Source organism: Rhodococcus sp. DMF-1 (genome assembly GCF_021441945.1).
GTDB lineage: Bacteria > Actinomycetota > Actinomycetes > Mycobacteriales > Mycobacteriaceae > Rhodococcus > Rhodococcus ruber.
Map to the genome: position 1 here is coordinate 3,143,940 of NZ_CP090442.1, position 19,986 is coordinate 3,163,925.

Annotated in this window: 17 protein-coding genes and 1 riboswitch; of the genes, 14 read left to right on the plus strand and 3 right to left on the minus strand. The window is 72.5% G+C overall.

The genetic code is table 11. The annotated features are described in order from the left end of the window. Nucleotides 1-63: 63 nt before the first annotated feature. The 6 genes from LZP97_RS14340 to LZP97_RS14365 all read left to right on the plus strand — a co-directional run bounded on the left by LZP97_RS14340 (nucleotide 64) and on the right by LZP97_RS14365 (nucleotide 7,144). Nucleotides 64-531, plus strand: coding sequence for a pyridoxamine 5'-phosphate oxidase family protein (locus LZP97_RS14340; protein ID WP_010593184.1), 468 nt, complete (start codon nucleotides 64-66; stop codon nucleotides 529-531). A gap of 283 nt (nucleotides 532-814) precedes the next feature. Then, entirely contained in the window at nucleotides 815-1,873 is a 1,059-nt protein-coding gene (locus LZP97_RS14345) for a hypothetical protein (RefSeq protein WP_040270668.1), read from the plus strand. After that, a complete protein-coding gene (locus LZP97_RS14350; RefSeq protein ID WP_010593186.1) occupies nucleotides 1,870-2,976 on the plus strand; it encodes a glycosyltransferase family 4 protein in 1,107 nt (368 codons plus the stop codon). The genes LZP97_RS14345 and LZP97_RS14350 overlap by 4 nt, the downstream gene beginning before the upstream one ends. Beyond that, on the plus strand, nucleotides 2,973-3,980 hold the full coding sequence (locus LZP97_RS14355) for a glycosyltransferase (protein ID WP_029539929.1): 1,008 nt from the start codon (nucleotides 2,973-2,975) through the stop codon (nucleotides 3,978-3,980). Before LZP97_RS14350 ends, LZP97_RS14355 begins: the two co-directional genes overlap by 4 nt. Next, the gene (locus LZP97_RS14360) at nucleotides 3,977-4,966 is read left to right on the plus strand and encodes a glycosyltransferase family 2 protein (RefSeq protein ID WP_048772133.1); all 990 of its coding nucleotides are present in this window, start codon (nucleotides 3,977-3,979) and stop codon (nucleotides 4,964-4,966) included. The genes LZP97_RS14355 and LZP97_RS14360 overlap by 4 nt, the downstream gene beginning before the upstream one ends. Nucleotides 4,967-4,999: 33 nt before the next feature. Further along, nucleotides 5,000-7,144, plus strand: a complete 2,145-nt coding sequence (locus tag LZP97_RS14365) for a catalase (RefSeq protein ID WP_048772131.1) — start codon at nucleotides 5,000-5,002, stop codon at nucleotides 7,142-7,144. 115 nt (nucleotides 7,145-7,259) lie between these two features. Here the strand turns inward: LZP97_RS14365 and LZP97_RS14370 are convergent, their stop codons facing one another. Further along, nucleotides 7,260-8,156 (minus strand): glucose 1-dehydrogenase, encoded by an 897-nt coding sequence (locus tag LZP97_RS14370; RefSeq protein WP_010593190.1) that lies wholly within the window; start codon nucleotides 8,154-8,156, stop codon nucleotides 7,260-7,262. A 266-nt stretch (nucleotides 8,157-8,422) separates the two neighbouring features. On the opposite strand from LZP97_RS14370, the gene LZP97_RS14375 reads away from it, so the two are divergent. The 5 genes from LZP97_RS14375 (at nucleotide 8,423) to LZP97_RS14395 (ending at nucleotide 12,059) form a co-directional block, all read left to right on the plus strand. Continuing rightward, nucleotides 8,423-8,743, plus strand: a complete 321-nt coding sequence (locus LZP97_RS14375; protein ID WP_010593191.1) for a hypothetical protein — start codon at nucleotides 8,423-8,425, stop codon at nucleotides 8,741-8,743. 61 nt (nucleotides 8,744-8,804) lie between these two features. Then, nucleotides 8,805-9,329, plus strand: a complete 525-nt coding sequence (locus tag LZP97_RS14380; RefSeq protein ID WP_026137752.1) for a hypothetical protein — start codon at nucleotides 8,805-8,807, stop codon at nucleotides 9,327-9,329. A 93-nt stretch (nucleotides 9,330-9,422) separates the two neighbouring features. Then, the gene (locus LZP97_RS14385) at nucleotides 9,423-10,859 is read left to right on the plus strand and encodes a PepSY-associated TM helix domain-containing protein (RefSeq protein WP_040270661.1); all 1,437 of its coding nucleotides are present in this window, start codon (nucleotides 9,423-9,425) and stop codon (nucleotides 10,857-10,859) included. 34 nt (nucleotides 10,860-10,893) lie between these two features. Beyond that, a complete protein-coding gene (locus LZP97_RS14390) occupies nucleotides 10,894-11,406 on the plus strand; it encodes an Rv2732c family membrane protein (RefSeq protein WP_026137753.1) in 513 nt (170 codons plus the stop codon). Between the two features lie 131 nt (nucleotides 11,407-11,537). Next, entirely contained in the window at nucleotides 11,538-12,059 is a 522-nt protein-coding gene (locus LZP97_RS14395; RefSeq protein ID WP_010593195.1) for a DUF6790 family protein, read from the plus strand. Here the strand turns inward: LZP97_RS14395 and cobF are convergent. Both cobF and cobN read right to left on the minus strand, forming a co-directional pair. Beyond that, nucleotides 12,024-12,797 (minus strand): precorrin-6A synthase (deacetylating), encoded by a 774-nt coding sequence (cobF, locus tag LZP97_RS14400; RefSeq protein ID WP_010593196.1) that lies wholly within the window; start codon nucleotides 12,795-12,797, stop codon nucleotides 12,024-12,026. The genes LZP97_RS14395 and cobF overlap by 36 nt on opposite strands. After that, a complete protein-coding gene (gene cobN / locus LZP97_RS14405; protein ID WP_040270659.1) occupies nucleotides 12,794-16,402 on the minus strand; it encodes a cobaltochelatase subunit CobN in 3,609 nt (1,202 codons plus the stop codon). Before cobN ends, cobF begins: the two co-directional genes overlap by 4 nt. Before the next feature lie 67 nt (nucleotides 16,403-16,469). Then, nucleotides 16,470-16,663, minus strand: a riboswitch (cobalamin riboswitch). Between the two features lie 25 nt (nucleotides 16,664-16,688). On the opposite strand from cobN, the gene LZP97_RS14410 reads away from it, so the two are divergent. The 3 genes from LZP97_RS14410 to LZP97_RS14420 are packed head-to-tail and all read left to right on the plus strand — an operon-like array spanning nucleotide 16,689 to nucleotide 19,956. Beyond that, nucleotides 16,689-17,789, plus strand: a complete 1,101-nt coding sequence (locus LZP97_RS14410) for a cobalamin biosynthesis protein CobG (protein ID WP_010593198.1) — start codon at nucleotides 16,689-16,691, stop codon at nucleotides 17,787-17,789. Next, nucleotides 17,786-18,436: a precorrin-8X methylmutase gene (locus tag LZP97_RS14415; RefSeq protein ID WP_010593199.1), complete on the plus strand. Its 651-nt coding sequence runs from the start codon at nucleotides 17,786-17,788 to the stop codon at nucleotides 18,434-18,436. The genes LZP97_RS14410 and LZP97_RS14415 overlap by 4 nt, the downstream gene beginning before the upstream one ends. After that, nucleotides 18,433-19,956, plus strand: coding sequence for a precorrin-2 C(20)-methyltransferase (locus tag LZP97_RS14420; RefSeq protein ID WP_010593200.1), 1,524 nt, complete (start codon nucleotides 18,433-18,435; stop codon nucleotides 19,954-19,956). Before LZP97_RS14415 ends, LZP97_RS14420 begins: the two co-directional genes overlap by 4 nt. Nucleotides 19,957-19,986: the final 30 nt, after the last annotated feature.

Below are 19,986 nucleotides of genomic sequence, written 5' to 3' on the forward strand. Positions count from 1 at the left end.
GACCGCAGCCTACGCAAAAATCACTGACACTCGATGTCAGTGATATCGGCGCATCCTGACCTCATGAGTCCATGGAAAGAGTTCTCCGAGCAGGCACCGGATCTGGCACAGGCGATCGCCGCACGACTACAGGCGCACAAGCATCACGTCCTGGCGACGCTGCGGCGGGACGGTTCACCGCGCGTCAGCGGGACGGAGGTGGAGATCGTCGACGGCCGACTGGTGCTCGGGTCGATGCCCGGCGCGAGGAAAGCCCGCGACCTGCAGCGCGATCCGCGCTACGCCCTGCATTCCAATCCCGGGCACCACTCGATGACGGGCGGCGACGCGAAGGTCCGCGGCCGGGCCCGGGAACTGCACGACGACGTGAAGGCGGCCGTGCTCGCCGCCTACCCGGAGGAGGTGCCGCCGGGGCCGATGCACCTGTTCGAACTCGACCTGGCCGAGGCCGTGCTCACCACGGTCGACGAGGAACACCTGTACGTGGATCTGTGGCGGCCCGGGGCCGCCGTCGAGCGTTTCGTCCGCTGACCGGGCCCGCCGCGCGGCCCGGCACGGAGAGGTTCGGCACGGAGAGTTCGGCGCCCCGGGCTGTCGAGTTCAACCCGGGGCGCCTTGGCCGGCCCGCATCCGGACTACGGAACAGCCCCGACCGTTGTGCCCCCTGCGGCGCGGTCGAAACCTCCGGACCCGAAATCGCTCCCCGCGACGCCCGAGCGGGCGAGGTGTGGACTCCCCGCCGAACGGGTAGCCGCCCCTCAGAGCCGGCCGCTCCGCGTGCGTGGCCGGTCGTTTGTCACGGGGAGGGTGAGACATGATCCGAGTGGCCTCGGTGCCCGCGTCGCACGTCTACGTCCGGCATCTGACCGGACCGCACGGGGACGACGAGGTGGTGCGGCTTGCCGATCCGGTGCCCGCCGACGGACGCAAGGTACCGGGCGGATGGTGGCCGCCGCTGATGCTCGAGCCGGGATGGATCGCCGCCAACCACACCGAGTTCGACGTGTTCCACATCCACTTCGGCTTCGACGCGATCGAACCGGAGGCCCTGCAGGACGTGGTCGCGGAACTCGCCGACCACGACATCCCGCTCGTCTACACCGTGCACGACCTGCGCAACCCGCACCACCCCACGTCGGGCACCCACCACAAGCAGCTCGACGTCCTGATCCCCGCCGCCACCGAACTGATCACCCTCACCGAGGGCGCCGCCGGACGGATCGAGACGATGTGGGGCCGCACCCCCACCGTCCTGCCCCACCCACACGTCGTCGAACAGCCCTGGTTCGCGCGCGCGAACCGGTCCCCGGACGAGCCGTTCGTCGTCGGGGTGCACGCGAAGAGCCTGCGCGCCAACATGGACGTCTTCCCCGTCCTCGACGTCCTCTCCCACACCGTCCGTGACCTGCCGGGCGCGCAGTTGCGGATCAACGTCCACGACGAGATCTTCGATCCGGACAACCACTGGTACGCCCCCGAGGCCGGGGCGAAGATCCTCGCCTTCGGGGACCGGCCGGGCGTCGACGTGCGTGTGCACAAGTACTTCTCCGACGACGAGCTGTGGGAGTACCTGTCCTCGCTGTCTGTGTCCGTCCTGCCCTACCGGTTCGGCACCCATTCCGGCTGGCTCGAGGCCTGCCACGACCTCGGTACGGCGGTGATCGCCCCGAGTTGCGGGTTCTACCACCAGCAACGGCCCTGCCAGGTGTTCACATACGACGAGCAGACCTTCGACCCGGATTCCCTGGCCGATTCGGTGCGCGCGCTGTACCACAGCGGTCGGCGGCCCCACAGCGACTGGGCGCAGCGCATGTTCGAACGCCGCTTCCTGTCCCATGCGCACCACGCGATCTACGAACGGGCACTGTCGTGACGGGTCGCCCACTGCGTATCGCCCTCATCGCGTCCCACCGATTTCCCGTCGCGCAGCCCTTCGCCGGGGGACTCGAGGCACACGTGTGGCACCTGACCCGCGCGCTCGGCGCCGACGGACACCGGGTGACGCTGTTCGCCGCCGCGGGTTCCGACGTCACGCTGCCCGCCTCGTTCCTCGAGGTGCGCACCTTCACGCCCAGCCCCGCCGCCCGCAGCGACGTGTCGATGCCGCCGGAAGCGTTCCTCGACGCCCACCACGCCTACCTGTCCCTGCTGCTGGAACTGGCCGGCCCGCTCGCCGACTCGTTCGACGTGATCCACAACCACAGCGTCCACTACCTGCCGCCGGCGATGGCCGCGACGCTGCGGACCCCGATGCTGACCACCCTGCACACCCCGCCGACGCCGTGGCTCGAGTCGGCGCTCGCCGTCCCCGGCGGCGGCTCGGCGCACTACGCGGCCGTCAGCAGATACACCGCGGCGACCTGGGCGCATGCGGTCGCCTCGCAGATCACCGTCGTCCCGAACGGCGTCGACCTCGGGGCGTGGCCGCTCGGCCCGGGCGGGCCGTCGCTGATCTGGTTCGGACGACTGGTCCCCGAGAAGGGTGCCCACCTGGCGATCGAGGCGGCCCGGCGGGCGGGAACGTCCCTGCGGCTGGCCGGTCCGGTCAGCGACGAGGACTACTTCACCCGGCACATCGCCCCGCGTCTGGGCGACGGCGTCACGTATCTCGGTCATCTGCCGCAGCGGGAACTCGCGGCCGCGGTCGGCCGGTCGGCCGCGACCCTGGTGACGCCGCAGTGGAACGAGCCGTACGGCCTCGTCGTGGCCGAGTCCCTGGCATGCGGCACGCCCGTGGTCGCGTTCGCGCGCGGCGGCATCCCCGAGGTACTCGACCGGGGCAGCGGCTGCCTCGTCGCCCCCGACGACGTGGAGGCGCTGGCAGCCACCGTGCCCCGTGCCGTCCGATTGTCCCGGCTCGACGCCCGCCGCCGCGCCGAGACGTTCTGTTCCGAACGCACCATGGTGGACTCCTACCTCGCCCTGTACCGCCGCCTGTGTGCGGCCGGCTCCGTCGTCCGGCAGCGCCCGGCATGATCGGCTACTACATCCATCACCACGGACACGGGCACCGCACCCGGGCGGCCTCGATCTGCGCCCGCACGAGCGAACCCGTGACGGCCCTGTGCTCGGCGCCGTTGGGGCGCTTCGCCGACGTCTTCGCCGATGTCGTCGAACTGCCCCGCGACGACGAGTCCGTCGACACCGCGGAGGATCCCACCGCCGGCGGGTTGCTGCACTGGGTCCCCCGGCACGACCGCGGCCTACGCGAGCGGATGGCGGCGCTGGCGTCCTGGGTCGCCACGGCCCGGCCCCGGCTGCTGGTGGTCGACGTGTCGGTCGAGGTCGCGGTGTTCGCCCGGTTGCTGGGCGTCCCCGTCGTGGTCGTGGCCATGCCGGGCGAGCGCACCGACACCCCGCACGGGCTGGGTTACCGCGCGGCCGAGCACATCGTCGCGCCGTGGCCGCGGGAGGTGTACGAGCCGGCGTATCTACGTCCGTACGCGGACAAGACCACCTATGTCGGCGGCATCAGCCGGTTCGACGGCCGGCCCGTCGCCGGCCCCGCCCCCGGCGGCCGGCCCCGGGTCCTGGTCCTGAGCGGCAGCGGCGGCTCGTCCCTGTCGGCCGAGCGCCTGCACGAGCTGGCCGAGCGTCATCCCGGCTACGCGTGGGACGGTGTCGGCGTGCCGGGCGGTCCGTGGGTGGATGATCCGTGGTCCGACCTGAGCCGGGCCGACGTCGTCGTCGGTCACGCCGGGCAGAACTCCATCGCCGACATCGCCGCGGCACGGCGGCCGGCGATCGTCGTCGCCGAACCCCGGCCGTACGACGAGCAGTGCGCCACCGCCGACGCGCTGGGCCGAGCCGGCCTGGCGGTGACCCTGCCGGCCTGGCCGCATCCGGACGACTGGCCGAAACTGCTGCGCCGGGCCCTGCGGCTCGATCCCGCACAGTGGTCCCGGTGGCGCACCGAGGGGGCTGCCGGGCGCGCCGCCGCGGTGCTCGACGAGGTCGCCGCGAAGGTGGCACCACGATGAGAACGACCGTGATCACTCTCGTCGCCGGCCGGCACGCGCACCTGCGGCTGCAGCTGCGCGGCCTGACGCGCAGCGCACGGACTCCGGACGATCACGTGGTGGTGTCGATGGGCGACCCGGCCGTCGCACCGCTGATCGAAGCGGAGGGCTACCCGGCTCATACGGTGACCCTGCCGGCGGGCGGACCGTCGCCACCGTCCGCGGGCGGACCGTCGCCACCGTCCGCGGGCGGACCGTCGCCACCGTCCGCGGGCGGACCGTTGTCACCGTCCGCGGGCGGACCGTTGTCACTGTCCACCGCGCGCAATGTGGGCGCCGAGTGTGCCTTGGCGCGCGGCGCCGAGCTGCTGGTGTTCCTCGATGTCGACTGCATTCCCTCCGCGGGCCTCCTCGGGTTGTACGAGCGGGCCGCGAGCGATCCGCGGCACGGCAGCGCCCTGCTGTGCGGTCCGGTGACGTATCTGCCGCCGCCGGGGCCGGGCGGATACGACCTGGGCCGTCTCGAGCGGAGCGTGAACCCGCATCCGGCACGGCCGAACCCCCCGGCCGGCACGATCCGCACCGGCGACGAGTACGACCTGTTCTGGTCGCTGTCGTTCGCGGCGACCCGCGAGACGTGGACGGCCGTCGGGGGCTTCTGCACGGACTACGTCGGGTACGGCGGCGAGGACACCGACTTCGCCCAGCGCGCCGCGCACGCCGGGGTGGGGTTGCGCTGGGTCGGCGGCGCGCATGCCTTCCATCAGCACCACCCGGTCTCCGACCCGCCGGTCGAGCATCTGCACGAGATCCTCCACAACGCCGCTGTCTTCCACCGGCGCTGGGGGCGCTGGCCGATGACCGGGTGGCTGACCCGATTCGGCGAGGCGGGTCTGGCCCGGTACGACGCGGCCGCGGACCGGTGGGTCGCCACCGCGGCGCATGCGGGGCGCGGACGTGGCCGATGTTTGGACCGGGACGCGCGGGGCAACTCGGTCGGGACGTGAACGTCCCCTGTCTCGACCGAACGGAGCATCGCAGTGTTCGACAAGAATCCGCCGGTTCCCGGCTCGCCCGCCGGTTTCGAGGTTCCGGTCGAGGAACCCACGGCCCCGACGGACCCGCCTCCGGCCAAACCCGACCAGCGTGAGCCCGTCCCGGTCACTGCCACCGGCACACCCGAGGACCTGCCCGACGGTGCGCGCGGTCCCCGGGGCCGCTTCCTCACCACCGCCCAGGGTGCACGGCTGACCGACACCGACCACTCCCTCAAGGCGGGTCGCCGCGGTCCGACGCTCTTGCAGGACCACCACTTCCGCGAGAAGATCACCCATTTCGATCACGAGCGCATTCCCGAGCGGGCGGTGCACGCCCGGGGCGCCGCGGCGCACGGCGTCTTCCGGGCCAACGGCGCCGCCTCGAAGATCACCCGCGCCGGATTCCTGCAGAAGGGCAGCGAGACGCGCGTCTTCGTCCGTTTCTCGACGGTGCTCGGTTCGCGTGGTTCCGCCGACACCGTCCGCGACACCCGTGGTTTCGCGACGAAGTTCTACACCGACGAGGGAACGTTCGACTTGGTGGGGAACAACATTCCGGTGTTCTTCATCCAGGACGCGATCAAGTTCCCGGACATCGTCCATGCCGCCAAGCCGCACCCGGACCGCGAGATCCCGCAGGCCCAGAGCGCACACGACACGTTCTGGGACTTCGTCTCGCTGCACACCGAGGCCACCGCGCACACCCTGTGGAACATGTCGGACCGGGGCATTCCGCGCTCCTACCGGATGATGGAGGGCTTCGGCGTCCACACCTTCCGTCTCGTCAACGCCGATGGCGAGACGTCGCTGGTGAAGTTCCACTGGAAGCCGCGCCTGGGTGTGCACTCGCTGGTGTGGGAGGAGGCGCAGCTGCTCGGCGGCATCGACCCGGACTTCCACCGTCGCGACCTCGCCGACGCCATCGAATCCGGCGCCTACCCCGAATGGGATCTGGGCGTGCAGGTCTTCCCCGACACCCCGGAGCAGACGTTCGAGGGCATCGACCTTCTCGACCCCACCAAGATCGTCCCCGAGGAGCTCGCCCCGGTGCAGGTGATCGGGACGATGCAGCTCAACGCCAACCCGACGAACTTCTTCGCCGAGACCGAGCAGGTCGCCTTCCATCCCGGCCACCTCGTCCCCGGCATCGACGTCACCGACGATCCGCTGCTCCAGGGTCGGCTGTTCTCCTACCTCGACACCCAGCTCAGCCGGCTCGGCGGACCGAACTTCGGCCAGTTGCCGATCAACCGGCCGCACGCCCCCGTCAACGACATGCTGCGCGACGGCATGCACCAGACCGGCATCCATCCGGGCGCGGCTCCCTACCGGCCCAACTCGCTCGGAGCGGGATGCCCGTTCCTCGCGGGCGTCGAGGACGCCGCGTTCATCGACGTGCCGGCGCCGATCGCCGCGGGTGTCAAGGAACGCGAGGCGCCGAGCACGTTCGACGATCACTTCTCGCAGGCCCGGCTGTTCTACCGGAGCCTGTCGGAGATCGAGAAGAAGCACGTGGCGAACGCGTACACGTTCGAGCTCGGGAAGTGCTTCGAGCAGGCGATCAAGGAACGGCAGCTGCAGGTGCTCGCGAACATCGACGCGGAGCTGTGCGCCACCGTCGCGGCGGGTCTCGGCCTGCCGGCACCGGAGCCGACGGTGTCGACGGACGGTGAGCCGCTGCGCAGCGAGGCCCTGTCCCAGGTCGGTGCGACGTGGCCGGTCGAGGGGCGGATGATCGGCATCGTCGCGGACGACAGCGCCGACGTCGCCGAGGTCGCCAAGGCCGTGGCGGCGGTGGCCGCGGCGAAGGCCGTGCCGCTGGTGATCGGTCCGCACGGCGGCAAGCTCGACGGCGGCCGCAAGGAGGTGCCGATCTCGCGCACCTTCGACACGGCGCGGTCCGTCGAGTACGACGCCCTGCTGCTCGCGAGCGCCCCGGCCGATCCGCGGGTACGCATTCTGGTCGACGAGACGTTCCGGCACTGCAAGGCGATCGGCACGTGGGGCACGGGCACCGAAGCGCTCGAGCACGCAGCCGTCCATCCCGAGGCCCCCGGAGTGGTCACCGCCGACGATCCGGAAGCGGTGGTGACCGGAATCGTCGAACTGCTCGGCGCCCACCGTGTGTGGGAGCGGTCCCAGGCCTGACCCGCCCCCTGCTGCTGCGGCGGTGCGGTGGTGGTGGTGGCCGAATGTCACATCGCGTCGATCGAATCGACCGAATGTGACATTCGGCCACCGGCACCACCCCCCCGCGGGTCTGTCAGGAGAAGGGCTTGCCGCCGGTGACGGCGATGACCTCGCCGGTGATGTAGCTCGACTCCTGCGAGGCGAGGAAGACGTAAGCCGGGGCCAGTTCGGCCGGCTGCCCGGGCCGGCCGAGCGGGACGTCGTCACCGAAGGATTCGAACTTCTCCCGGGGCATCGTGGCCGGGATGAGCGGCGTCCAGATCGGTCCCGGGGCGACGGCATTGACCCGGATCCCCCGCTTCGCGACGTCCGACGCCAGACCCTTGGTGAAGTCGACGATGCCGGCCTTGGTCGTGGCGTAGTCGAGCAGTTCCGGCGACGGGCTCGTCCCCTGGATCGACGACGTGTTGATGATCGTCGAGCCCGGTTCCATCACGTCGATCGCGAACTTGCACAGCCAGAACAACGCGTACAGGTTCGTCTTCAGCACGCGGTCGAACTGCTCGGTGGTGATGTCGGCGATCCCGTTCATCTGCACCATCTGGAACGCCGCGTTGTTCACCAGGATGTCCAGGCCGCCGAGGTCACGCACGGCCGTGTCGATCAGGTGCCGGCAGTGTTCCTCGGAGCGGATGTCGCCCGGCACCGCGACGGCGCGCCGACCCGCCTCCTCGATCCACCGCACGGTTTCGCGGGCGTCGTCCTCCTCGGACTCGAGATAGCTGAGGACGACGTCGGCGCCCTCACGGGCGAACGCGATCGCCACGGCCCGTCCGATCCCCGAGTCGGCACCGGTGATCAGCGCCCGTCGGCCCTCGAGCCTGCCGCTGCCGCGATAGGTCTGCTCGCCGTGGTCGGGTGCCGACACCATGTCGGACGTCAGGCCCGGGTACTCGAGTTCGGGTTGCTGCTCACGATCCGGGGCCGGGTACTGCTCGACCGGATTCCGGGGCCGGTGCTGGTCGGTCATGGGTCCTCCCTCAGCGGTGTGCGGGCGGTTACGGAGCCGCCGTGTCCGCACGGTGCATACCCGGCGCCGGGAGCGGGTACACGAGCGGCACCGGTCGGTGAATCCGAGCGCTGCAGCGCTCTCCCGACCCGACCTCTGGAAAGGATGGGGCTGTGACGGAACACGAGAGTGAGTTTCGGGGAAGCAGTGAATTTCGGAGAAGCGGTGAGTTTCGGCGAAGCAGTGAGTTTCGGCGAAGCGAGGAGACCCGCGCGGGTGCCGATCCGGTGCACAGCAGGCAGGCCCACGACCGGGACCTGACGAACGACAGCGACTTCCCGGCCGACGACGCCCGCACGATGCGCAGCCACGCCGGTGAGGCCCTGACCGATTCCCGGGGCTGGCCGGGCTACTTCTTCCTGGGCCTCGGGCTGCTGCTGCTCGGTCTGACTCTGGTGGCTGCCGGCTACGGCTTCGAGGGCTGGGCCTGGATCGCCGGTCCCGCCTGCATCGTGTCCTTCGGGATCGGTGCCCTGCTGGTCCTGCTCGAGCGCAAGCGGGTCCGCAACGTCGAAGGAACGAGCCTGCGCGAACCGCGCGGTCACTGAGCGGTGCGCCCTTTGGGCGGTCAGGGCAGCCCAAAGGGCGCACCGCTGTAGGCTCCTTCGCGTGAATCCACGCCCGCCGACGTCCACGCAGCTGCGTGGCGCGTTCGTGGGCTCGACCTCCGCCGCGGTCGCCGTCGCAGCCCACGGCCTCGCGGGCGGCGAGATTCCGTCTCAGGCGTCGGTGGTGCTGATGGTCGCCGCCTGCGCCGCGTTCGGTGCCGCGGTGTCCGCGCTCCGGTCGCACCGGCCGCTGACCGCACTGGTGCTCGTCCTGGCCGCGGGCCAGACGATCGGTCACACCGTCCTGACCCTCACCGCCGAGCACGCCCACGGCCTCGGGCTCTCGCCCGCGATGCTCGGCGCCCACGCCGCGGCCCTCGTCGTCTCCGCCGCCCTGATCCGGGCGGCCGAGCAGGGTTGCGTCGCGGCACTCGGCGTGTTGCGGCACATCGTCGCCGCGATACTGACCCTGCCCCCGGCGCATGCGCCGCTGTGGGTGGCCACACCCTCGCACCGGGCACGTCTCGTGCTGCGAGTGCTCGTTTCCGCACAGGCCGGCACCCGGGGTCCGCCCCGCACCGCCTGACCCGATCCTGTTCCGCCGCGTCCGTACCCCGCGGCGGCTTTCCCACGTGTGACGACGCTGCCGTCGTCACCGACGATCGAAACGAGCATTCGCATGTCCACGACCGACCTCGGGACGGATCGTTCCGTCCCGCCCCCGACCCGCCGATCCGGCACCTCCTCCCTGCGACCACTCGTGCTGCGGCTGCACTTCTACGCCGGCCTCCTCGTCGCCCCGTTCATCCTGATCGCCGCGGTCAGCGGCGGTCTCTACGCGCTCGCGCCGACGATCGAGCAACTCGTCTACCGCGATCAGCTGCACACCGATGCCACCGGTCCCGCCGTGCCGGTGGCCGAGCAGATCCGGGTGGCCACCGGCCAGCGGCCCGATCTCACCGTCACCGCGGTGCGGCCGGCCGCGGCGCCCGGCGAGACCACCCGGGTCCTGTTCGCCGACCCGAGCCTCGGCGAGTCGCAGCGGCTCGCGGTCTTCGTCGACCCGGTCACCGCGCGGCCGCTCGGTGAGCTGGCCGTCTACGGCAGCAGCAGCGCCCTGCCGGTGCGGACCTGGATCTCGCAGCTGCACCGGCACCTGCACCTCGGCGAGCCGGGCCGCCTCTACAGCGAGCTGGCCGCGTCCTGGATGTGGGTGATCGCGCTCGGCGGCGTGTACCTGTGGGTGCGCCGGTACCGGACGTTGCGGGCCCGCGACGCCGAGGCGCGCCTGCTCACCGTCGACCGCACCGCCACCGGCCGGTCCCGCACCCTCGGCTGGCACGGTGTGGTGGGTGTATGGATCGCGGTCGGCCTGGTGTTCCTGTCCGCGACCGGTCTGACCTGGTCCCGGTTCGCCGGCGACAACATCGCCGAGCTGCGGGCGGCACTGGACTGGAAGACGCCCGCCGTCGACGCGACCCTGACGGGGAGCAGCGCCGCACCCGCGACGGGCCACGAGGGGCACGGCGGCCACGGCGGGCACGCCGCCGACCCGGCGCTGCTCGACACGAACATCGCCCGCATCGACTCGGTGCTGGACGCGGCGGCCGCGGCGGGACTGACCGGGGTCGTCGAGGCCTCGATCCCCGCGAAGACCGGCACCGCCTTCACCGTCGCCGAGACCCGCCAGCCGTGGGTGTACGGCATCGACTCGGTCGCCGTCGACGGCGCGACCGGCGAGGTCGTCGACGTGCTGCGGTTCGCGGACTGGCCGCTCGCCGCGCAGCTGACGTGGTGGTCGATCACCCTGCACATGGGCATCATGTTCGGGCTGATCACGCAGGTCGCCCTGGCGCTGCTGGCGGTGGCGTTGGTCACGGTCGTGGTGCGCGGGTACGTGCTGTGGTGGCGGCGACGGCCCACCCGTGGGTCGGCGTGGGCCGTCGGCCGGGCCCCGTCCCGGGGCGCGCTCCGTCGCGTCGGCGCAGGTCCGGCGGTCGCGATCGGCGTCGCGGCCGCGGTGGTGGGGTGGTTCGCCCCGGTGCTCGGGCTCAGCCTGCTGGCGTTCCTCGTCGTCGACACCGCCGTCGGGTGGCGTAGCCGGGGACGCGCATAATGAACCCTCGTGTGCCTATCGACGAGGAGTGCCGGTGAGCGACGACCTGTCCGCATACCGTAAGGAGTTCGCCCGCATCGAGCGGAAGATCGCCGGGGAGTTCGACGCCGGCCGGCGACACCGCGTCCTCGTCGCCTGTGTCGTCGCGGTGGTGCTGGGTCTGCTTCTGCCGCAATCGGATACCGAATGGTCGTGGACGGTGCTCGGCACGTGGTTCGGGCACGAGGCCACGACGACCGTGCCGATGCGGGTCTTCGTGAGCCTCGCTGTGGTGTTCGGTGTGGTGTCGTCGACCGCGGCGCTGTGCACGCACCGCTGGCGGCTCGCGTCGGCGTCGATGCTCGGTTCCGGCCTGGCGTCCCTGTTCGGGCTGCTCGGCTACTGGTCGCAGAACGGCATGCCGGTGCAGACTCCGCACGCCCCCGGCGCGGGAATGGTGCTCGCCTGGCTCGGCATGGTGGCGCTGACCTCGCAGTGGCTGCCCGTCGTGCTCAGCCGCTCCCCCACCGACCGGCGGCCGCAGCCGGTGACCACGCCGGTGCTCTGACGCCGATGCCCGACCCGGGACATCCGCGCACCGCGCGGATGTCCCGGCGTTCCACTGCGCGACGGGCCGGGCGCGGCGTACATTTCGCCGGTGAAGCGGCCGGATGCGGCTGCCCCGCGAAGGGAGTTGCCGTGCCGACCGCCGTACTCGCCGTCGTCGCCCTCGTCGGCGCCTTCCTGCAGTCCCGCCACCGCCACGGCGCCGCCCGTATCGACACCTACCTCGTGTGGTGGCTCGTGGCGGTGGTCGGCGTCGCCTCGGTGATCGGGGCGGCGTTCCACGTCTTCGACGGTCCCGCGACCGCCGAGATGATCGGATTCACCCGCGGCGACGGAGGTTTCCAATTCGAGAACGCCATGGGCGATCTCGCGATCGGCGTGGCGGGAATCCTGTGCTACCGCTTCCGCGGCGGGTTCTGGCTCGCGACGATCGTCGTGACCACCGTCCAGTACTTCGGCGACGCCGCCGGTCACCTGTACTTCTGGCTCGCGAAGGACAACACCGAGCCGGGCAACGTCGGATTCCCGCTGTGGTTCGACATCGTCCTGCCGATCGTGGCGTGGGTCCTGTACGCGGCGTCGTACCGGCGGGGCGGCGACGCCGTTCCCCTCACCCGGTCAGGAGCCGGCGCCGACGCCGTCCGCGCGACGTAGCAGGTAGGTGTCCATCACCCAGCCGCGCGCCGCCTTCGCGCGGGCGCGGGCCCGCTCGATCTCCGGCAGCACCCGGTGCAGCGGGCCGGCGACGAGTTCCTCGTCGGACGTGCCGAGGTCGGCGCCCCACCAGATGTGCCAGTCGCCGTCGAGCCGGGCGCATTCGAGCGCGCCGTCGAGCATCACCACGAGGTTGTCGCCCCCGGCGGCGACCTCGTGCGCGAGGCACCGGCCCGTCGTGATCGTGATCGGGCCGCCGATCCGGTTGAGCACCAACCGGTGCCGCGCCGCGAGCAGCGACACGGCGCTCACCCCCGGGACCACGTCGTAGTCGACGTCGAGCACGCCCCGGTCGCGGATGCGTTCGACGACGCGAATGGTGCTGTCGTACAGGCTCGGATCGCCCCACACCAGGAATCCGGCGGTCTCGTCCGGCGCGACCTGCTCGCGCAGCACCGACTCGTAGACGGCGGCGCGGGCCGCGTGCCAGTCCCGCACCTCGGCGCCGTAGGCGGACGGGGCCCGGTCGCGCGGCGGATCCGGCACCGTGATCACCCGGTAGTCGCCGGTGACGTGCCGGCGGCAGATCTCCTCCCGCACGGCGACGAGATCGTCGACGCCGCGCTGCTTGTCGGCGACGAGGAACACGTCCACCTCGTTCAGCGCCCGGACCGCGGCCACGGTGAGGTCGTCGGGACCACCCGGCCCGATCCCGATCAGCCGCAGCCGCCTTCTCATCCGCGGTCCTCGAGGTCGCCCTCCACGTCGAGGTAGGCCTGCTGCAGTTCCGCGAGCGTCGCCGGATCCGGCTCGGCCCACAGCCCGCGGTCGGCGGCCTCGGAGAGCCGTTCGACGATGCCGCGCAGCGCCCACGGGTTGGCCTCGCGCAGGAACTGCTGGTTCTCCGGGTCGAGCGCGTAGGTGCGGGCGAGGGTTTCGTACATCCAGTCGGCGACGACGCCGGCGGTGGCGTCGTAGCCGAACAGGTAGTCGACGGTCGCGGCGAGCTCGAACGCCCCCTTGTAGCCGTGCCGGCGCATCGCGGCGAGCCAGCGCGGATTGACCACCCGGGCCCGGAACACGCGGGCGGTCTCCTCCGCCAGCGAACGGGTGCGGACCTGGTCGGGGGTGGTCGAGTCGCCGATGTACGCCTTCGGGTCCGCGCCGGTGAGCGCGCGGACGGTGGCGACCATGCCGCCGTGGTACTGGAAGTAGTCGTCCGAGTCGGCGATGTCGTGCTCGCGGGTGTCGGTGTTCTTCGCCGCCACCGCGATCCGCCGGTAGTTGGCGCGCATGTCGTCCGCGGCCGCGACACCGTGCAGGTGCCGCCCGTACGCGAAGCCGCCCCACGCGGTGTACACCTCGGCGAGATCGGCGTCGCTGCGCCAGTTCCCGGAGTCGATGAGCGGCAGGATGCCGGCGCCGTAGGAGCCGGGCCGGGAACCGAAGATGCGCCGGACCGCGCGCTCGGGGTCGCCGTGCTCGGCCTCGTCGCGGCGGGCGTGCGCGCGCACGAAGTTCAGGTCGTCGGGCTCGTCGAGGGCGGCGACGGTGCGGATCGCGTCGTCGAGCATCGCGACGACGTGCGGGAAGGCGTCGCGGAAGAACCCGGAGATGCGGACGGTGACGTCGATGCGGGGCCGGCCGAGTTCGTCGAGGGGGATCACGGTCAGTTCGCGCACCCGCCGGGACTCGGCGTCCCATTCGGGGCGCACGCCGATCAGGGCGAGCACCTCGGCGATGTCGTCGCCGGAGGTGCGCATCGCGGAGGTGCCCCACACCGACAGGCCCACCGACGGCGGGTAGTCGCCGGTGTCCGCGCGGTACCGGTCGAGCAGGTTGTTCGCCAGGGCCACGCCGGTGTCGTAGGCGAGCCGGCTCGGCACCGCCTTCGGGTCGACGGTGTAGAAGTTGCGGCCGGTGGGCAGCACGTTGACCAGGCCGCGCAGCGGCGACCCGGACGGACCGGCGGGGACGTAGCCGCCGTCGAGGGCGTGCAGCACCGCGTCGAGTTCGTCGGTGGTGCGGGCCAGACGCGGCACGACCTGCTCGGCGGCGAAGGCGAGCACCCGCTCGACCTCCGGATCCGGCTGTCCCAGCACCTGTTCGACGACGGTGCCGGCGCGCTCGACCCGCCAGCCGGCGTCCTCCATGCCCTGCACCAGGGCCCGGGCCTGGGACTCGACCGCGTCGGTCTCGGCGAGCGGCGCATCCGGCTTCAGCCCGAGCGCGGTGCGCAGCCCGGGCACCGCGTGCGCCCTGCCGCCCCACACCTGCGCAGCCCGCAGCACCGACAGCACCAGGTTCACGCGGGCCTCCCCGACGGGCGCGGTGCCGAGCACATGCAGACCGTCGCGGATCTGCGCGTCCTTGACCTCGCACAGCCAGCCGTCGACGTGCAGCAGGAAGTCGTCGAATTCGGCGTCGTGCGGGCGGTCGTGGAGACCGAGGTCGTGGTCGAGCTTCGCGGCCTGGATCAGCGTCCAGATCTGGGCGCGGATCGCGGGCAGCTTGGCCGGGTCCATCGAGGCGATGTTGGAGTACTCGTCGAGCAGCTGCTCGAGCCGGGCGATGTCGCCGTACGACTCGGCCCGCGCCATCGGCGGGATCAGGTGGTCGACGATGGTCGCGTGGGCGCGGCGTTTCGCCTGGGCGCCCTCCCCCGGATCGTTGACCAGGAACGGGTAGATCAGCGGGAGGTTGCCGACGGCGGCGTCGGTCGCGCAGGCCGCCGACAGCCCGGCGTTCTTGCCGGGCAGCCATTCCATCGAGCCGTGCTTGCCCAGGTGGACGACGGCGTCGGCGCCGAAGCCGTTCTCCACCCACCGGTACGCCGCGAGGTAGTGGTGCGACGGCGCCATGTCCGGATCGTGGTAGATCGCCACCGGGTTCTCGCCGAACCCGCGGGGCGGCTGGATCATCAGCACCACGTTGCCGGCCTGCAGGGTGGCGAGCACGATCTCGCCGTCCGGGTCGGCGCTGCGGTCGACGAACAGTTCGCCCGGGGCCTCGCCCCACGCCTCGGTCATCGCGCCGGTCAGCTCGGACGGCAGGTCCGCCGTCCACTCGCGGTAGCGCGCCGCGCTCACCCGCACCGGGTTGCCCGCCATCTGCTCGGCGCTGAGCCACTCCTCGTCCTGGCCACCCGCGGCGATCAGGGCGTGGATCAGCGCGTTGCCTGCCTCGGCGTCGTCGTCGGTGTCGAGGCCGGGAAAGCCGTCGCCGAGGTCGTAGCCGTGCTCGCGCAGCGCGCGCAGCAGCCGGATCGCGGAGACGGGCGTGTCCAGGCCGACGGCGTTGCCGACGCGGGAGTGTTTCGTCGGATACGCCGAGAGCATGATCGCCAGGCGCCGCCGTGCGGGTGGGATGCGCCGCAGACGGGCGTGCGCGACGGCGATACCGGCGACGCGACGGCACCGTTCGGGGTCGGTGACGTAGCGCGGCAGGCCGTCGGCGCCGAATTCCTTGAACGAGAACGGCACCGTGATGATGCGGCCGTCGAATTCGGGGACGGCGATCTGCGTCGCGGAATCGAGCGGGGAAACTCCCTCGTCGGATTCGGCCCACGCGTCGCGTCCCCAGGTCAGGCACAACGCCTGCAGGATCGGAACGTCGAGCGCGGCAAGCGCTGCGACGTCCCAGGCATCGTCGTCGCCGCCGGCGGAGACGGTGGCCGGGCGGGTACCACCGGCGGCCAGGACCGTGACGATCAGGGCGTCGAGGGTGCCGAGTTCGGCGAGCAGGTCCGCGGGGGCCCCGCGCAGGGTGGAGCAGAAGATCGGCACGGCCACGGCGCGGCCGGTGGCGTCGACCGCCCGCGCGAGATCACGGACGAAGCGGGTGTTTCCGCTGGTCTCGTGGGCGCGGTAGTACAGGATGCCCACCCTCGGCAGGTCGGGATCGGCCGCGGCGGGCGCGTGGCTGCCCCACTCGGGCAGCGCGGCCGGCGGATCGAAGCCCTCGCCGGTGAGCAGGACGGTGTCGGACAGGAAGGCGTGCAGCTGGGCGAGGTTCGCGGGCCCGCCCTGCGCGAGGTAGGCGTGCGCCTCGGTGGCGATGCCGACGGGGACGGTGGAGTGGCTCATCAGCTCGGCGTCGGGCAGCTGCTCGCCGCCGAGCACGACGACGGGTGCGCCGTGCGCCAGGACCGCGTCGATGCCGTTCTGCCAGGACCGCACCGACCCGAGGATGCGGACGATCACCAGGTCGGCGCCGTCGAGCAGGCGCGGCAGCTCGGTGCCGACGTCGAGGCGCGACGGATTGCCCAGCGCGTATTCGGCGTCGGAGCTCAGCGCCGACAGCAGGTCGGTGTCGGACGTGGACAGCAGCGCGAGCCGCGTCACGGCCGGGTCCTGCGCAGTTCGATTCCGCGCAGCACGAATTCGGTCATGTTCAGTCTCCAAACCCTCGTGGACTTCCCGTGCCGTGGCCGGTCTCCTGGCTGACGGATCGTCGCTGCTGCGCCGACCTTCCCGGACGTGCGTCCAGTGGTCTCCGGACCGGCGGACCGGTTCGGACGAGGGCGAGCAACTACCCGCTCACAGTGGCGAGGGCCGCGCCGGTCTCACACCGGCTTCCCGAGCACCACGGCAGGTGGAGCTTAGCGCACGTGTGCAACCATGTGCCCCCATGGTCGACCTTCCCCCGGCGCCGGCCCAGGCGGCATCCCCCGTCGCTGCGCTCACCCAGGATCGGTGCCCCGGTCTGCTGCGCCCCCACCTCGCCGCCGACGGCGCGCTGGTGCGGCTGCGCGCGCCCGGCGGCCGGCTCCCGGACGGCGGCCTGCAGGCGCTGTCGGAGGCGTCGGTCGCCTTCGCGGACGGCGACGTGCACCTCACCTCACGCGGAAACCTGCAGATCAGGGGCGTCGCGTTGGACGAGTGCGGCGGGGTGCCCGCCGGCCTGGTCGAGGCGGTGACGGCGGCCGGGTTCCTGCCGGCGCCGGCGCACGAACGGGTCCGCAACGTCGTCGCCTCGCCGCTGTCCGGGATCACCGGCGGCCGCGCCGACATCCGCCCGCTGATCGGCGCGCTCGACGCCGCCCTGTGCGCCGAGCCCGCCCTGGCGCAGCTGCCGGGGCGTTTCCTCTTCGGGCTCGACGACGGCCGCGGCGACGTCACCACCCTGCGCTGCGACCTCGCCGCGGTGGCCGTCGAACCCGGACTGTTCCGCGTCACGATCGGCCGGCGCTCCGGCCCGGTGGTGCCGGCCGAGCGGGCCGTCGGGACCCTGGTCGACCTGGCGCAACGGTTCGCGGCGATCCGCGGCACCAGCTGGCACGTGCACCGACTGCCCGAGGCCGGCGCCGAACTCGGCGGTGGTGCGCCGCTGCCGCCGCCCACCCGGTACACCGCGCCGTACGGCCCCCTGCCCGGAGCCGTCTCGGTCCTGGTCCCGCTGGGCATCCTCTCGCCCGCGATGGTGGCGGCGCTGCCCGTGCCGGACGTGATCGTCACCCCGTGGCGCGGCCTGGTCCTGCCCGGCGAGCACGATCCGCAGCCGCTGCGCGACGCCGGGTTCGTCCTCGACGGCGCGTCGCCGTGGACCCGCACCACCGCATGCACCGGCGCGCCGCGGTGTAGCCTCGCCGGGGGCGACACCCGTGCCACGGCCCGGCGCGTCGTCGCCGATGCGCCGCCACCCGGCCACCTGCACGTCGTGGGATGCGAACGATCCTGCGGCGCACCGAATTTCCCCCACACGCTCCTGCTCGCGAGGAACCCGGCATGACCCTGTCCCCCCCACCCCGGCGCTACGACTACGTCACCGACGGCGCCGACATCTACGTCCGGTCGTTCGCGACGATCCGCGCCGAAACCGACCTGTCCGCGATTCCGGCCGACGCCGAGAAGGTCGCGGTGCGCATGGTGCACGCCTGCGGGCAGACCGACCTGACCCGCGACCTCGCGATCCACCCGGGCCTGGTGTCCGCGGCGCGCACGGCGCTGCGTTCCGGCGCGCCGATCCTCACCGACGCGCACATGGTCGCGTCCGGGGTGACCCGCACCCGGCTGCCGGCGGACAACGAGGTGCTGTGCTTCCTGCGGGACCCGCGGGTACCCGAGCTCGCGTCGGCGTGGGGCACCACCCGCTCGGCCGCGGCGGTGTCGCTGTGGGAGGACCGCCTCGACGGCGCCGTCGTCGCGATCGGCAACGCACCCACCGCGCTGTTCCACCTGCTCGAGCTCATCGACGCCGGCGGCCCCCGGCCGGCCGCGATCGTGGGGGTGCCGGTCGGGTTCATCGGCGCCGCCGAATCCAAGGAGGCGCTCGCCGCGCATCCGCTGCAGCTGCCCTACCTGGTGGTACGGGGACGTCGCGGCGGCTCGGCGATGGCGTCGTCCGCGATCAATGCCCTGGCCCAGGAGGCGGAGTGAACGACACCGGACGGTTCTACGGCGTGGGCCTCGGCCCCGGTGATCCCGAGCTGATCACCCGCAAGGCGGCCCGGCTGATCGAGCAGGCCGACGTGATCGCCTACCACTCGGGCACCCACGGCCGGTCCATCGCGAGGGGCATCGCGGCCGGGCTGATCCGGGAGGGGGTGCTCGAGGAGGCGCTGGTCTACCCGGTCACCACCGGCACCACCGACCATCCCGGCGGCTACGACGGGGCCATCGCCGACTTCTACGACGAGTGCGCGGCGCGCCTGGCCGCGCACCTCGACGCCGGCCGCACCGTCGTCGTGCTGTGCGAGGGCGACCCGCTGTTCTACGGCTCCTACATGTACCTGCACGACCGGCTCGCGAACCGCTATGCGACCGAGGTGGTTCCGGGCGTGACGTCGGTGTCCGCGGCCGCGGCCGCCGCGGCGGAACCGCTGGTGCGGCGCACCGACGTGCTCACCGTGCTGCCCGGCACGCTGCCCGAGCCGGAACTGGCGCGCCGTCTCGCCGACACCGACGGCGCCGCGATCATGAAGCTGGGCCGCACCTTCCCCGCGGTCCGCGCCGCGCTCGCCCAGGCGGGCCGGCTCGACGACGCGGTGTACGTCGAGCGCGCGTCGATGGGCGGGCAGCGCATCGTCCCCGTCGCCGACGTCGACGCCGATGCGGTGCCGTACTTCTCGGTGATCCTCACCCCCGGCGACCGCGCGCCGCGCAACCGGGACATCACCGACCGGTCCCGGCCCGTCGTCGCCGAGGTTCCCGACGCGGTCGCTGCCCGTGAGCTGCTCGTCGTCGGTCTCGGCCCCGCCGACGAGAAGTGGCTCACCCCCGAGGCCGCCGCCGCGCTGGCGGCCGCCGACCACGTCGTCGGGTACGGGCCCTACGTCGACCGGGTGCCGGTCCGGCCGGGGCAGCGACGGCACGCGTCCGGCAACACCGTCGAGGTGGACCGCGCCCGCGTCGCGCTCGAGCTGGCCCTGTCCGGCGAACGGGTGGCGGTCGTCTCGGGTGGCGACGCCGGAGTGTTCGGGATGGCCTCGGCGGTGTTCGAGGCCGCGCAGGATCCGCGGTTCGCGGAGATCCCGGTGCGGGTGCTGCCCGGCGTGTCGGCGGTCCAGGCCGTCGCCGCGCGGGCGGGCGCCCCGATCGGCGGCGACTTCGCGGTGATGAGCCTGTCGGACCGGCTCAAGCCGTGGGAGGTGATCGAGCAGCGGCTCACCGCCGTCGCACAGGCCGACCTGGTGCTGGGCATCTACAACCCGGCGTCGCGGTCGCGGACCACGCAGGTCGCGCAGGCGCGGGCCGTGCTGCTGCGGCACCGCCCCGCCGACACCGTCGTGGTGGTCGGTCGCGACGTCGGCCGCCCCGGCGAGTCGCTCGAGGTGACCACCCTCGAGAAGCTCGACCCGGACGCGATCGACATGAAGTGCCTGATCCTCGTGGGCTCGTCCGGCACCGCGGTCACCGCGACCGGCGCGGTGTGGACGTCGCGCTCGGTGCGTCCCTGAACATTCGCCCGGAACACCGGGATCCGCGCC

Bases quoted from the DNA above. Each gene is read 5' to 3' on its own strand.
- LZP97_RS14340 (WP_010593184.1), top strand. From the start codon at position 64: ATGAGTCCATGGAAAGAGTTCTCCGAGCAGGCACCGGATCTGGCACAG.
- LZP97_RS14345 (WP_040270668.1), top strand. From the start codon at position 815: ATGATCCGAGTGGCCTCGGTGCCCGCGTCGCACGTCTACGTCCGGCAT.
- LZP97_RS14355 (WP_029539929.1), top strand. From the start codon at position 2,973: ATGATCGGCTACTACATCCATCACCACGGACACGGGCACCGCACCCGG.
- LZP97_RS14360 (WP_048772133.1), top strand. From the start codon at position 3,977: ATGAGAACGACCGTGATCACTCTCGTCGCCGGCCGGCACGCGCACCTG.
- LZP97_RS14370 (WP_010593190.1), bottom strand. From the start codon at position 8,156: ATGACCGACCAGCACCGGCCCCGGAATCCGGTCGAGCAGTACCCGGCC.
- LZP97_RS14385 (WP_040270661.1), top strand. From the start codon at position 9,423: ATGTCCACGACCGACCTCGGGACGGATCGTTCCGTCCCGCCCCCGACC.
- cobF (WP_010593196.1), bottom strand. From the start codon at position 12,797: ATGAGAAGGCGGCTGCGGCTGATCGGGATCGGGCCGGGTGGTCCCGAC.
- LZP97_RS14410 (WP_010593198.1), top strand. From the start codon at position 16,689: ATGGTCGACCTTCCCCCGGCGCCGGCCCAGGCGGCATCCCCCGTCGCT.
- LZP97_RS14415 (WP_010593199.1), top strand. From the start codon at position 17,786: ATGACCCTGTCCCCCCCACCCCGGCGCTACGACTACGTCACCGACGGC.